This is a genomic window from Salipiger bermudensis HTCC2601 (assembly GCF_000153725.1).
Classification (GTDB): domain Bacteria; phylum Pseudomonadota; class Alphaproteobacteria; order Rhodobacterales; family Rhodobacteraceae; genus Salipiger; species Salipiger bermudensis.
Genome location: NZ_DS022276.1, coordinates 2,961,063 through 2,974,971, shown reverse-complemented (window position 1 = coordinate 2,974,971; position 13,909 = coordinate 2,961,063). Strand labels below are relative to the sequence as shown.

The 13,909-nt window shown below is 67.7% G+C and carries 12 protein-coding genes; 10 read left to right on the top strand and 2 right to left on the bottom strand.

Features of this window, described 5'->3' with window-relative positions; genetic code table 11:
• Positions 1-25 precede the first annotated feature (25 nt).
• Together R2601_RS13990 and R2601_RS13985 are read right to left on the bottom strand one after the other, a co-directional pair.
• Complete coding sequence (locus tag R2601_RS13990) at positions 26-2,743, bottom strand: molybdopterin-dependent oxidoreductase (RefSeq protein ID WP_007799446.1); 2,718 nt, start codon at positions 2,741-2,743, stop codon at positions 26-28.
• Positions 2,733-3,581 carry an FAD binding domain-containing protein gene (locus R2601_RS13985; RefSeq protein ID WP_007799445.1) on the bottom strand — a complete coding sequence of 283 codons (849 nt, stop codon included), beginning with the start codon at positions 3,579-3,581 and terminating at the stop codon, positions 2,733-2,735. Before R2601_RS13985 ends, R2601_RS13990 begins: the two co-directional genes overlap by 11 nt.
• 371 nt (positions 3,582-3,952) lie before the next feature.
• Here R2601_RS13985 and R2601_RS13980 point away from each other — a divergent pair, with 371 nt between their 5' ends.
• From R2601_RS13980 to R2601_RS13935, 10 genes are all read left to right on the top strand, one after another.
• Positions 3,953-5,383, top strand: a complete 1,431-nt coding sequence (locus R2601_RS13980; protein WP_007799444.1) for a hypothetical protein — start codon at positions 3,953-3,955, stop codon at positions 5,381-5,383.
• Positions 5,380-6,243 (top strand): UPF0280 family protein, encoded by an 864-nt coding sequence (locus R2601_RS13975; protein WP_007799443.1) that lies wholly within the window; start codon positions 5,380-5,382, stop codon positions 6,241-6,243. The genes R2601_RS13980 and R2601_RS13975 overlap by 4 nt, the downstream gene beginning before the upstream one ends.
• Positions 6,236-6,820 carry an amino acid synthesis family protein gene (locus tag R2601_RS13970; protein ID WP_007799441.1) on the top strand — a complete coding sequence of 195 codons (585 nt, stop codon included), beginning with the start codon at positions 6,236-6,238 and terminating at the stop codon, positions 6,818-6,820. Before R2601_RS13975 ends, R2601_RS13970 begins: the two co-directional genes overlap by 8 nt.
• Positions 6,817-7,395, top strand: a complete 579-nt coding sequence (locus tag R2601_RS13965) for an amino acid synthesis family protein (protein WP_007799439.1) — start codon at positions 6,817-6,819, stop codon at positions 7,393-7,395. The genes R2601_RS13970 and R2601_RS13965 overlap by 4 nt, the downstream gene beginning before the upstream one ends.
• A gap of 52 nt (positions 7,396-7,447) precedes the next feature.
• Positions 7,448-8,518, top strand: coding sequence for an aromatic ring-hydroxylating dioxygenase subunit alpha (locus tag R2601_RS13960; RefSeq protein WP_007799437.1), 1,071 nt, complete (start codon positions 7,448-7,450; stop codon positions 8,516-8,518).
• A gap of 67 nt (positions 8,519-8,585) precedes the next feature.
• Positions 8,586-9,794, top strand: coding sequence for an ABC transporter substrate-binding protein (locus tag R2601_RS13955; protein WP_007799435.1), 1,209 nt, complete (start codon positions 8,586-8,588; stop codon positions 9,792-9,794).
• Between the two features lie 206 nt (positions 9,795-10,000).
• Entirely contained in the window at positions 10,001-11,857 is a 1,857-nt protein-coding gene (locus tag R2601_RS13950; RefSeq protein WP_007799432.1) for an ABC transporter permease, read from the top strand.
• A complete protein-coding gene (locus R2601_RS13945) occupies positions 11,857-12,627 on the top strand; it encodes an ABC transporter ATP-binding protein (RefSeq protein WP_007799429.1) in 771 nt (256 codons plus the stop codon). The genes R2601_RS13950 and R2601_RS13945 overlap by 1 nt, the downstream gene beginning before the upstream one ends.
• Positions 12,620-13,321, top strand: a complete 702-nt coding sequence (locus tag R2601_RS13940; RefSeq protein ID WP_007799427.1) for an ABC transporter ATP-binding protein — start codon at positions 12,620-12,622, stop codon at positions 13,319-13,321. Before R2601_RS13945 ends, R2601_RS13940 begins: the two co-directional genes overlap by 8 nt.
• Before the next feature lie 89 nt (positions 13,322-13,410).
• The gene (locus tag R2601_RS13935; RefSeq protein ID WP_007799425.1) at positions 13,411-13,863 is read left to right on the top strand and encodes a MarR family winged helix-turn-helix transcriptional regulator; all 453 of its coding nucleotides are present in this window, start codon (positions 13,411-13,413) and stop codon (positions 13,861-13,863) included.
• The last annotated feature ends 46 nt before the right edge of the window (positions 13,864-13,909 follow it).

Here is a 13,909-nt window from a genome sequence, read left to right as displayed (position 1 = left end):
TCTGCCGGGGTCTTTTGGTCGAGCATCACGCGCCCTTGCCTGAGGCGAGGATCGCCACGCGCACCGTGTCGGGCGTGGCGGGAAGGTGGTGGACGCGGGCGCCGGTGGCGTGCGCGATGGCATTGAGCACCGCAGGCGCAGTGGGGATCAGGCAGTGCTCGCCGAGGCCCTTGGCGCCATAGGGGCCGTGAGCATCGCCGCTCTCGATGATCAGGCTCTCGATCGGGGGCACGTCGCCGATGGTGGGGATGAGATAGTCGTGCAGGTTCTCGGTGCGGCCGGGAAGGAACTCTTCCATCAGCGCGAGGCCAATGCCCTGCGCCACGCCGCCCTCGATCTGGCCCTCGACCAGCAGCGGGTTGATTGCGCGGCCAACGTCATGCGCCGCCACGATGCGCAAGAGCTTGACCGTGCCCAGCGCCATGTCGACCTCGAGCTCGCAGATCTGGGCCGCGGTGCCGAAGACGGCGTAGGGATCGCCCTGCCCGTTCTCATCCAGCGGCGTGGTGGGCGGGTCGTAGCTCTCGACTGCCTCTATGGCGTAGCCCTCGGAGGGCTCGAGCAAGACACGCACCTTTGTGCCCGCGTCCGAAAGCGTGATGCCGCCATCCTCGAGTGTGATCGTCGCTGCCTCGGAGACATTGCCTTGACGCAGGATCTTGGCCCGGAGTGCGGCACCGCAGAGGCGGGCGGCGTTGCCCGAGATATAGGTCTGGCGGCTGGCAGACGTCTTGCCGGCATCAGGCGTAATGTCTGTGTCGGGGCCGAGGATGGTGATCTGGCCCACCGGCACGCCCAGCGCCTCGGCGAAGATCTGGGTGATGACGGTGTTGGCCCCCTGCCCGATATCGACCGCGCCCTGGTGCAGGCAGAGCGTGCCTTCGGGCGTGATGCCGGCGCGGATCGTCGAGGGGTTCGAGATCGAGGTGTTGCCGCAGCCATACCAGCCCGCCGCGATGCCGACGCCGCGCTTTCTGGCCTTGTTCGAAGCGTTGAACGTCTCGGCCTCGGCCAGCGCCTTGTCCCAATGCGGCTTGAGCGCATCGAAGCAGGCGTCGATGCCCATGCCGGCCTCGAAGACCTGCCCGGTCACGGTCGGATCGCCATTGCCGAGGCAGTTGAGGCGCCGGAAGTCGAGCCGGTCCATGCCCAGCTTCTCGGCGAGCAGATCGTAGAGCTGCTCCTGCGCCACCGCCGATTGCGGCACGCCGAAGCCGCGGAAGGCCCCTGCGGGGGCGGTGTTGGTGTGGATGCCGGCGCTTTTCGCCTCGTAATTCGGGGTCTTGTAGGGGCCGGAGGCGTGGATCGGCACACGGTTGGCCACCGTCGGCCCCCAGCTGGCATAGGCGCCGGTGTTGAACACCCCGTCGAAGCGCACCGCGCTGATCCGACCCTCCGCATCCGCGCCGACCTCCATGTGGACCTGGCTCGGATGCCGCTTGGTCGAGGTCGCGATGGATTCGGTGCGGGTGTAGGCGATGCGCACCGGGCGGTTCAGAACCCACGCCGCCAGCGCCACGTAGGGCTGCGCGGTGAGGTCGAGCTTGGAGCCGAAGCCGCCGCCCGTGGCCGTGGGCAGGATGCGCACCTGTTCCAGCGCCAGCCCCATGATCCCGGCGATGCCGTCGCGGTTCATGAACGGCGCCTGCGTGCAGCATTGCACCTCGATGCGGTCGCCCACGCGCCGCGCCGAGGCGGCCTCGGGCTCGATATAGCCATGCTCGATGAAGCCGGTGGAGAATTCGCCCGAAACCACATGCGCGGCCTTGCTCATCGCCTCGGCGGCATTGCCGCGCGCGACATAGCCGCGGCACATGACGTTGTCGGCGCGGTCCCCATGCAGCAGCACGGCGGTGTCGGCCCCCTCCGGGGTCAGCACCGACGCCAGCTCTTCCCATGCGACGGGAAACGGCTCCATCCCCGCCAGCGCCTCGGGCGTGCCGACCACGGCGGCCACCGCCTCGCCCTTGAAGCGGGTCTCACCTTCGGCAAAGACCGGCTGGTCCTCGAAGCCGGGGATTACGCCGAAACGGTTCTCGCCGGGGATATCGGCGGAGGTGAGGATCAGCTCGAGGGCGTTCTCCTCGCGGAAGGTCTCGAGATCGCCGAAGCTGAAGCTTGCCCGGTGGAACGGCGACCGGATCACCTGCACGGTGAGCGCATCCGCCGGCGCCACGTCATCGCCGAAGCGCTCGCTGCCATTGACCTTCTGCCAGCCGTCAAGCCGCGCAATGGGCGCGCCGACGCCGCCTTCCGCCAGGGGGGCCGCCGTCGAGGCGTCGAGCACGGCGGCGATGATCTTGCGATACCCCGTGCAGCGGCAGAGCACACCACCCAATGCGTCCGAGACGCTCTCTTCGGTCAGGTCCTCGCCCGAGCGCAGCAGCGCGACGGCCGAGACCATCATGCCCGGGGTGCAGATGCCGCACTGCGCCGCCTGATGGCGCTGGAAGCTCTGCGCCAGACGCTCGGCGTCGCGGTCGCCCGCCACCAGCCCGGCCTGCGTCTCGATCTCGCAACCTTGCGCCTGCCCGGCGGCGATCATGCAGGCGCAGACCGGCGCGCCGTCGAGCAGCACCGTGCAGGCGCCGCAATCGCCGGCATTGCAGCCGACCTTGACGTCACGCGCCCCGGCACTCTCGCGCAGCACCTCCGAGAGACGCGCGGTGGGATCGGCGGGCACGGTGATCTCGGACCCGTTGAGGGTGAAGCCGATATGGCCCTGCGGCGCATCAAGCGACATGGGGCACCTCCTTGTCGGTGAGAGCGGCCTGCGAAAGCGCACGGGCCACCAGCGTGGCAACGGCCTCCCGACGGTAGCCAGCGCCGGCACGCACGTCGTCGATGGGGCTGAGCTCGGGGTAGCCGTAGTCCAGCGCGGCCTGCTCGGCCTGCGCTATGCTCTTGCCGGCGAGCGTCGCCTCCAGTGTCGGAAGCCGCCGCGCCACCGGGGAGCAGGCACCCACGGCGAGGCGCGCGCTCTTGACGGTGTCGCCCTCCATCTCGACCACCGCAGAGACCATGGCGATGGAGATCACCAGGTAGCGCCGCGCGCCGAGCTTGAGGAAGGCGCCCTGCCCCGTGGCCTCTGGGATGAAGAGCGCGGTGAGGATCTCGCCCGGCACCAGCTTCGTGGCGCGCGGGCCGGTGATGAAGTCGCTCAGCGGCATCCGCCGCATCCCCGAGGGCGCGGCCAGTTCGACCTGCGCATCGAGCGCCAGCAGCGCCGGCACGCCATCGGCCGCCGGAGAGGCGTTGCAGAGGTTGCCGGCCACGGTCCCGGCGTTCTGGATCTGCACCGAGCCGACCTCGCGCGCGGCGGCCTTGAGCCCGTCGAAGAGCGGCGGCAGCTCGGCCTTCACCACCTGCGTCCACGTGGTTGCCCCGCCGATGCGCCAGCCATCCCCGCTGCGAGAGATGCCGCGCAGCCCGTCGATTCGCGTGAGGTCCACCATCTCCGGCGGCGGTGTGCCGTCGCGCAGCGCCGGGTAAAGGTCGGTGCCGCCGCCAAGGACGACCGCCCTGCCGCCCTGCAGAAGCTCGAGCGCAGCGTCGAGCGATTCGGGGCGATGCAGTGGCATTGGGCTTTCTCCTTGCTGGTCGCTGGGTTGGTCGGTCTGCGCCGCCTTTTCCGCCGCACTTCATTCGTGTGCGAACGATTTGAGAGCGAGCGTAGGGGCGGTTTCCGATTTCTGTCAATCGCCTTCATCGCGCCCATCGCCCGCATCTGGCAGAATGCTGAAAAACGCGACACAGGTCCATCTCGCCCCGCGCCGTCACACCATGCCGCTTGACAGAGTGGCCGGGGCCATGCGTTCGTATACAAACGAATTACGACGCAATGACGCCACATGGCCAGCCAAGGAGCCCGCACGTGACCGTTGAGACGCCCCCGGTAAAACGCAAGCGAGCGGACAAGCCCGAAAAGATTCGCTGCGATGCCTGCCCGGTGATGTGCTATATCGCCGAGGGCCGCGCCGGGGCCTGCGACCGCTACGCCAACGAGGGCGGCGAATTGGTGCGTCTGGACCCGCTGACCATCCTGGAGAACCGCGAGGACGTGGCGCTGGTGCCCTTCCTCGACCGCGAGTGGGATGGCGACATCGTCTCGGGCGACGAAGCCTTCCTCACCGCCGTGGGCTCGGGCACCACCTATCCCGATTACAAGCCCGCACCGTTCATCGTCGCATCAACGGCGGCGGATGCCGACATGATCACCGTGGTGACCGAGGGGATCTTTTCCTATTGCGGCGCCAAGGTGAAGATCGACACCGATCGCCACCTCGGCTCCGAATGCGCCTGGGTGCGCGCCGAGGGCGAGGTCATCGGCCACGTGACGACCTCGGAATACGGCTCGCAGATGCTGTCGTTGGGCGGGGTGAATCACCTTACCGGCGGATCCAAGAAAGAGGGTCGCGCCACCTGCTCTGCGCTGCTGGCGCTGTGCAACGGCGAGAGCGTGGCACTCACCATCGACAATGGCGTCGATCTCGAGATCACCGCCGGACAGGCTCCGATCGTCAACGGCCAGGCGGAAGAGCGCATGCGCGTCGGCTGCGGCTCGGCCACCGTCGGCATGTTCGCGGCGCAATGGCAGGGGCTGGTCGACGAGGTGGTGGTGGTCGACGACCACATCACCGGCGTCATGTCCGAGCACCAGGCCGGCAAGGTCATCGGCTGGAAGCCCACCGGCATCAAGATCAAGGGCCGCCGCTCGACCCCCGGGCGCTACTTTCAGGTCGCCGAGCCCGGCACCGGATGGGGCGGCACCGACCTCTCGGATCCGCTGGCGATCCTCGATACATTCAAACCCGAGGCCTGGCCGGGGCTGTCGATCCTCATGGTTTCGACCACCGGCGAGCACGCCGCCTATTACGAGCTCAACGACGACCTCGTGCCGGTGCAGAAGGAGATGCCCGCGCGGCTGTTGCCGTCGGTGCAACGCATCGAGGAGAATTGCGAGCCCTCGATGGCCTCGGTGCTGTTCATGGCCGGCGCTGGCGGCTCATTGCGCTCTGGCGTGACCGAGAACCCGGTCTCGCTTACCCGGTCCGTACAGTCGCGGCTCACCCGCGTCACCTGCGGCGGCGCGCCGGTGATGATGTGGCCCGGCGGCGGCATCACCTTCATGTCGGACGTCACGCAGATGCCGAAGAACGCCTTCGGCTACGTGCCCACCCCGGCGCTGGTCGCTCCGATCGAGTTCACCATGTCGCGCGCCGACTACCAGGCGCTTGGCGGTCACATGGATTACGTGATGCCGCTCGAGGATGCGCTCAAGGGCGTGCATCCGCGGCAGAGCGATCACCGCCTGTCGGGCCAGCGCTCGGAGAGCCGCAAGAGCGGCGCGCCCTGGCCGGTTGGCAAGGAGCCGTTGAAATGAGCTTTCGCGAGGGCCCCGTGGTGCGCTTTGCCCGCGATGGGCGGATGCGGCTGACCCACGGCCCCATCGACCTAATCGTGACCGCGAAGGGCGTGCCCGAGGCCGCGAAATCCGCCCTGCGCCGCGCCCACGAAGCGTTCGAGCCGGTGCTGCCCACACTCTGCCAGGAGCTGCCCCGCCTGCGCGCGCCACGCGGCGCCCAGCCGATGGGCCCGGTGGCAAACCGCATGGTGTCAGCCGCCGCCCCCTTCAGCGAAACCTTCGTCACGCCAATGGCGGCGGTGGCTGGCTCGGTGGCCGATCACGTGCTCGCCGCGATGCTGGTGCCCGGCCACGGGCTCGACAGCGCGCATGTGAACAACGGCGGCGACATCGCGCTCTGGACCGGTCAGAGCCCGCTGCGGCTGGCGATCTGCGAAGACCCGATCATCCGTGCCCCCGGCGGCCGCGCCGTCATCGGCCCCGGCGACGGCATCGGCGGTGTCGCCACCAGCGGCTGGCGCGGGCGCTCGCAGTCGATGGGCATCGCCGACGCGGTCACCGTACTGGCCCGCGATGCTGCCACCGCCGATGTGGCCGCCACGCTGATTGCCAATGCCGTCGATCTGCCCGGCCACCCCGCCATCGCGCGCGTGCCCGCCAGAGACCTCGCCCCGGACAGCGATCTCGGCGCGCGGTACGTCACCACAAATGTCGGTCCGCTTGCCCCCGATGAGGCGCGACAGGCGCTGGACGCCGGGCACGCGCTGGCACAAGACTACATCCGCCGCGGCCTGATCCGCGCCGCCTGCCTTGCCGTGGCAGGCCAGCGCACGGCCATCGGCGATGCCATTTCCCAGGAGGAGCCTGAATATGCCTGAGGTGAAGGTCCGCAAGACGCTGGTCCAGGTCGAAACCATCTTCCACGAGGGCGGCCCTGCCCCCGAGGCGCCGCAGAAGCGCGCCGCCGCCATAGCGGTGATCGAGAATCCCTATGCCGGCGCCTATGTCGAGGACATCCTGCCCTTCATGAAAGATCTCGAACCGCTCGGCGCCGAGATGGCCAAGATGTGCATCGACGCGCTCGGCGGCGATGCCTCCGTGGTGGAAGGCTACGGCAAGGGGGCCATCGTCGGCGTCAATGGCGAGATCGAGCATGGCGCGCTCTGGCACGTGCCCGGCGGCTACGCCATGCGCGACGCCATCGCGGAGAGCATGGCCATCGTGCCCTCGACCAAGAAGGTCGGTGCCGCCGGCACCCGCCTCGACGTGCCGGTGACCCACACCAATGCCTCCTACGTGCGCACCCATTACGATGCGGTCGAGGTCGGCGTGCCCGACGCGCCGCGCCCCAACGAGATCGCGCTGGTTCTGGTGATGACCACCGCGGGCCGCATCCATGCCCGCATCGGCGGTCTCACCAAGGATCAGGTCAAGGGCGAGGACGGTCTACGTTGAAGCTGCGCAAGATCATCACGCTGGTCGAGGAGACCCGCTCCGAGATGGGCCAGGCGGTGACGCCGCCCGCCCGCCGGGCACTCGCCGCCGCGGTGATCGAGAACCCTTTCGCCGGCACCTATGTCAAGGACCTCTCGGAGCTGATCGAGACCGGCGCAGAGCTCGGCACGCGCTTGGGCAACGAGGCGCTGGCCGCGCTCGGCTGCGCCCCGGACGACATCGAGGGCTACGGCAAGGCCGCGCTGGTGGGCGAGCTTGGCGAGCTGGAGCACGCCGCGGCGCTGCTGCACCCCAAGCTCGGCGCGCCGCTGCGCGCGGTGATCGGCGGCGGCAAGGCGCTGGTGCCCTCGTCAAAGGCCATCGGCCGCGCCGGCGAGATCCTCGACGTGCCGCTTGGCCACAAGGATGCCGCTTACGTGCGCAGCCATTTCGACGCCATGCGCCTGCGCCTGCCCGACGCGCCCCGCCCGCGCGAGATCGTTGTCGCGGTGGTGCTGCAACAATCCGGACGACCGCTGCCCCGGGTGGGCGGCCTGAGACAGGACGAGATCGAGGGCGCCGACGGATTGCGCTGAACGGAACAGGACTTCGCTGACGAACCGAGCGAGATTGCAAGGGAGCAAGACGATGACGAATTTCGTGAAGAACGCCTGGTATGTCGCTGGCTGGTCGACGGAAATCGACGACGAGCTGCGCCGCTTCACCATCCTCGGCGACAATGTCGTGATGTTTCGCAAGTCCGATGGCGCGGTCGCGGCGCTCGAGGATCGCTGCCCGCACCGCCTACTGCCGCTCTCCAAGGGCAAGCGCATCGGCGACACCGTGCAATGCGGCTATCATGGGCTGACCTTCGACTGCTCCGGCGCCTGCGTCCGGGTGCCCGGCCAGACCAACCTTCCGAAATCCGCCTACGTGATCTCCTACCCGATCGTCGAGAAGCACGGCATCGTCTGGATCTGGATGGGCGACCCCGAAAAAGCCGACGAAGCGCAGGTCTTCGACATGCCCGAGTTCTCCGACCCGGCCTGGGCCGCGCATCACGGCGACGCGCTGCATCTCAAGTCGAACTACCTCAACGTGGCCGAGAACCTCGTCGACCCGGCGCATGTGAGCTTCGTGCACCCCACCACGCTGGGCAACGCGGCGTCCGAGAACGTGCCGGTGCATGTGCAGACCGAGGGCGAGGCGATTGTCGCGTGGCGCTGGATTCGCGACGCCGAACCGATCGGCTTCTTCAAGGCCTTCGGCGGCTTTTCCGGCAATGTCGACCGCTGGCATTACTACTACCTCTACACGCCTTGCACGGCGGTGATCGATTTCGGCTCCATCGAGACCGAGAAGAAATGCGCCGAGGAGGATCGCGGCGAGGGCGTGCGCATCTTCGCGCTGCATTTCATGACGCCGGTCACCGAGACCTACACCATCGACCGCTGGATGCATCTGCGCAACACCGCCACCGACGACGCGGAGGCGGCCGAGCGCATGGACACCATGTTCCGCAAGGCCTTTGACGAGGACAAGGAGATCCTCGAGGCGGTGCAGGAGGAGGAGATGCGCCCGCAGACGCGCCGCCCGATCCGCATCGCCATCGACAAGGGCCCCCTTGTCTATCGCAAGCGCATCAACGAACTTCTGGAACTGGAACGCACCGAGGACCTCGCCGCCGATCCCTCGCCGGCGTTTGTCTACCACGATTAACCGGCGTAAGACCGGGATACCAAAAGTTGCCGCTAGGGCAACGCCACCAACAGGAGAGTATATCCCCATGAACTTTCTGAGACGCACCGTGCTTGCCACGGCCGCCGCCATGGCGCTGGTGCCCGCCGCGGGCTTCGCGCAGGAGACCATCAAGGTCGGCGAGATCAACCACTACAAGCGCATGGCCGCCTTCGCCGAGCCCTACAAGCTGGGCATCGAGCTGGCGCTGTCCGAGATCAACGAGGCCGGCGGCGTGCTGGGCCAGGAGCTCGAGTTCATCTTCCGCGACGACCAGGGCGACCCGGCCGAGGCGGTGAAGATCGCCGAAGAGCTGATGACCCGCGACGGCGCGGTGATGCTGACCGGCACCATCCTCAGCCACGTGGGTCTCGCGCTGTCGAGCTTCGCCGCCGAGAAGGGCTATCTCTACCTCGCCTCCGAGCCGCTGGCTGACAGCCTGGTGTGGAAGTCGGGCAACCCCTACACCTTCCGCCTGCGCGCCTCGACCTGGGTTCAGGCCGCGATGCTGGCCGAGGAGGCCGCAAAGACCGACGCAATCAAGTATGCCACGATCGCCCCGAACTATGCCTACGGGCAGGACGCGGTCGAGGCCTTCAAGGCCAACCTCAAGCGCCTGAAGCCCGAGGTCGAGTTCGTCGCCGAGCAGTGGCCGGCGCTGTTCAAGATCGATGCCGGCGCCGAGGTGCAGGCCATCGAGCGCGCCAAGCCCGACGCGATCTACAACGTCACCTTCGGCACCGACCTCGCCAAGTTCGTGCGCGACGGCGGCGACCGCGGCCTGTTCGACGGCCGCAATGTCTACGGCCTTCTCACCGGCGAGCCGGAATATCTCGAGCCGCTCGGCGACGAGGCCCCCGAGGGCTGGTTCGTCACCGGCTTCCCCTGGTATGGCTTCGAGGACGGCACCCCCGGCAAGACCTTCGTCGACGCCTATACCGAGGCCACAGGCGAGACCCCGAAGATCGGCAGCCTCGTGGGCTACATGACCGCCCAGTCGATCGCCGCCGGCATCGAGGCCGCCGGTGCCACCGACACCGAGTCGCTGGTCGCGGCCTTCGAGGGCCTCACGGTCGAGAACACCCCCATCGGCGAGCTGACCTACCGCGAGATCGACAACCAGTCGACGCTCGGCGCCTGGGTCGGCACCACCGCGCTCGAAGATGGCAAGGGCGTGATGGTGGACTGGGAATACAAGGACCCGGCCCCCTACATGCCCTCCGACGAGGACATCACCGCCATGCGTCCGGCCGAGTGACCGAGCGGGGGGGCGCCGCCCGTGCCGCGCCCCCTGCTTCTCTACGTCGACAAATACTCCGGGGGTGAATTGGCCCTACGGGCCCAAGGAGGGGCAGAGCCCCTCCCCCCTGCCTCATCCGCACCCGACCACGGGGCAGTGCGCAGCCGTCCTGCGCCCGCGACCCACTGCGCCCGAACGCCTGACAGGAAAGCACCACCCGGACCATGGCCTTCTTATTCGCCCAGTTCCTGACGGGGCTCGCCAATGCGGCGGCTCTGTTCCTCGTCGCCTCCGGGCTGTCGCTGATCTTCGGCGTCACCCGGATCGTCAACTTCGCGCATGGCTCGTTCTACATGCTCGGCGCCTTCATCGGCATCTACCTGATGGAGATCCTGCCCGGCGCGGTGGGCTTCTGGGGCGCCATCCTGCTCACCGGCATCGCGGTCGGACTGATCGGCGCCTTTGTCGAGATGGTGGTGCTGCGCCCGATCTACCGCGCGCCCGAGCTGTTCCAGCTTGTCGCCACCTTCGGCGTGATCCTCGTGATCCAGGATCTCGCGCTGATGATCTGGGGCGCCGAGGACCGGCTCGGGCCGCGCGCCCCGGGCCTGCGCGGCGTCTGGCGCATCTTCGGCGAGCCGGTGCCCAAGTACGACATCATCCTGATCGCCATCACCCCCTTCATCCTCTTCGCGCTCTGGTATCTCATCACCAAGACCCGGCTCGGCGTGCTGGTGCGCGCCGCCACGCAGGACCGCGAGATGGTCGGCGCGCTCGGCGTCAACCAGGCCTGGCTCTTCACCGGCGTCTTCGCCCTCGGCTCGGCGCTCGCCGGCTGGGGCGGCGCGCTGCAGCTGCCCAAGGGCGGCGCCGATCTGCTGATGGATTTCAACATCATCGGCGCGGTCTTCGTGGTGGTGGTGATCGGCGGCATGGGCTCCCTGCCCGGCGCCTTCATCGCCTCGGTGCTGATCTCGGTCCTGAACGTCTTCGGCGTCACCTACCTGCCGCAATCGACGCTGGTCTTGATGTTCGTCGTCATGGCCGTGGTGCTGATCATCCGCCCCTACGGCCTTCTGGGCCGGGAGGAAGTCGCCGGCGAGCACGGGCAGGTCGGCGCGCCGGAAACCCCGATCCGCCCCTATGGCCCGATGGGTCAGGCGCTGATCGCGGCGCTGCTGCTTGGCCTCGCGCTGCTGCCGCTCTTTGTCGACCAGTTCATGCTGATCCTGACCATCGACATGGTGATCTTCGCGCTCTTTGCCGCCTCGCTGCATTTCATCCTCGGCTCCGGCGGACTGGTGAGCTTCGGCCATGCCGCCTTCTTCGGCGGCGGCGCCTATGCCGCGGCGCTCTTGGTGTTCCACACCGACACGCCGATGGAGCTGGCCTTCCTCTTCGCGCCGCTGGCCGCAGGCCTGCTGGCGCTTGGCATCGGCTGGTTCTGCATCCGCCTCACCGGGGTCTATTTCGCCATGCTGACGCTGGCCTTCAGCCAGCTGGTCTGGAGCCTTGCCTTCCAGTGGCGCGCGGTGACGCGCGGCGATGACGGGCTGGTCAACATCTGGCCCTCCGAGTGGCTCTCGGGCACCGAGACCTACTACTATTTCGCCCTGATCCTCGGCGTCGGCGGCATCCTGTTCCTGCGCCACGTCATCCATTCGCCCTTCGGCTATGCCCTGCGCGCCGGGCGCGACAGCCCGCGCCAGGCCGAGGCCACCGGCATCGACGTCAAGCGCGTGCAGTTCGTGGCCTTCGCCCTCGCCGGCGCCATGGCCGGTCTGGCGGGCGGCATCTTCGTCTTCGCCAAGGGCTCGGTCTTTCCCACCGAGTTGGAGATCGCCAAGAGCTTCGACGCGCTGATCGTGGTCTTCCTCGGCGGTGTGAAGACGCTGGCCGGCGGGGTCGTCGGCGCAGGCTTCATGACCGTGGTCGAGGACTGGCTGACCCGCCTCGAATACTGGCGCCTGCTGTTGGGTCTGGTGATCATCGCCGTGGTGATCGTGATGCCCGAGGGCATCGTCGGCACCCTGCGCACGCTCTGGCGCCGCATCCGCAACACCGATGAGGAGACGGTCTGATGTCCGAGATCCTTAGAGTCGAGACCCTCAAGAAGAGCTATGACGGCTTTCTCGCGGTCAACGGCGTGTCCTTTAGCGTCGCCAAGGGCGAGCTGAAGGCGCTGATCGGCCCCAACGGCGCCGGCAAGTCGACCTGCTTCAACATGCTGATGGGGCAGCTCAAACCCACCGAAGGCGAGGTCTTCTTCGAGGGCGAGCGGATCACCGGCCACAAGCCCCGCGACATCTGGCGCCGGGGCGTGGGACGGACCTTCCAGATCACCGGCACCTACCAGTCGATGACGGTGATCGAGAACGTGCAGATGGCGCTGATGAGCCATCACCGCAAGATCTTCTCGTTCGGGTCCCGGGCGTGGAAGCTCTACCGCGAGGAGGCGTTCGAGTTCCTCGAGACCGTGTCGATGCAGGATCAGGCCGACCGACCCTGCTCGATCCTCGCCTATGGCGATCTCAAGCGGCTCGAGCTGGCCATCGCGCTCTGCCACCGGCCGCGCCTGCTGCTGATGGACGAGCCTACCGCCGGCATGGCCCCGAGCGCCCGCGTCGAGCTGATGCAGCTCGTCGCCGACATCGTCCGCGACCAGGGCGTCTCGGTGCTGTTTACCGAGCACGACATGGACGTGGTCTTCGCCCATTCCCATCACATCATGGTGCTGAACCGCGGCGAGCTGATCGCCGATGGCGACGCCACCGCCGTGCGCAACAACCCGCAGGTCCAGGAGGTCTATCTGGGCGGCGGGACGCTCTTCAAGGAGGAGTCCCATGCTTAGCGTCGAGCGCATCCACAGCTATTACGGCAAGGCACACATTCTCAACGACCTGAGCTTCGAGGTGCGGCGCGGCGAAGTGGTGGCACTTCTGGGCCGCAACGGCGCCGGCAAGTCCACCACGATGAAATCGGTGATGCAGCTTGTCCGCCCGAAGCAGGGACAGGTGGTGTTTCAGGGCGAAAACCTCATCGGCCAACCGGCCTTCCGGGTCGCCAAGGACGGCATCGGCTACGTCCCCGAGGACCGGCGGATCTTCACCGACCTGACGGTGATCGAGAACCTCGAGGTCGGGCGCCAGCCCAGGCGCCAGGACGCGCCGCACTGGACCGTCGAGCAACTCTTCGAGATCTTTCCCAACCTCTCCGAGCGCCGCGCCAACCGCGGCAAGCACATGTCGGGCGGCGAGCAGCAGATGCTGACCATTGCGCGTACGCTGATGGGCAACCCCTCCCTGCTGCTGCTCGATGAGCCCTCCGAGGGCATCGCGCCGGTGATCGTCGAGCAGATGGCGGCGACGATCCTGAAGCTCAAGGCCGAGGGTCTGACGGTGATGATCTCCGAGCAGAACCTGCATTTCGCCCGCGCGGTGGCTGATCGAGCCATCATCATCGAAGGCGGAGAGAAGAAGTTCGACGGCAGTTTCAAGGAGTTGGAGGCACATCCCGAGATCCGCGACGCCTATCTTTCCGTCTGAGCCACAAGCGCCTATACTGCACTGCAGCATAATCGCCAAAGGGGCGCTCTTTTTGCAAGGATGGAGCGCCAGACAGGAGGTCCGATTTCTTGGAAGACACGCCGAAAGCCCGCACCAGCGCCGAACATGGCTACGTGCTCGACGAACAGATCGGGTTCCTGCTCCGCAAGGCCTACCAGCGCAACTCGAACATCTTCGCCGAAAGCGTGCCGGGAAAACTGACGCCCACGCAGTTCTCGGTGATGCACCGGCTGGCCGAGGACGGTCCGACCTCGCAGAACCTGCTGGGCCGCTCGGTGGCCATGGACGGGGCGACGACCAAGGGCGTGGTCGACCGGCTGATCGCGCGCGGCCTGCTGAAGACCGAAGCCGACCCGGTGGACCGCCGCCGCCATCTCGTCTCGCTCACCGCCGACGGCGTGGCGCTGATCGACGCGGCGGTGGATGCCGCCATCGCGGTGAGTGCCGAGACGCTGTCCCCCCTGCGCGAGCGCGAGAAGGAGACGCTGCTCCGCCTGCTCAAGAAGCTCGGCGGGGAGTGACAGGCAAGGGCCGCTTCACAAGGCGCCGCCCGCCCTCTCAGGCGCC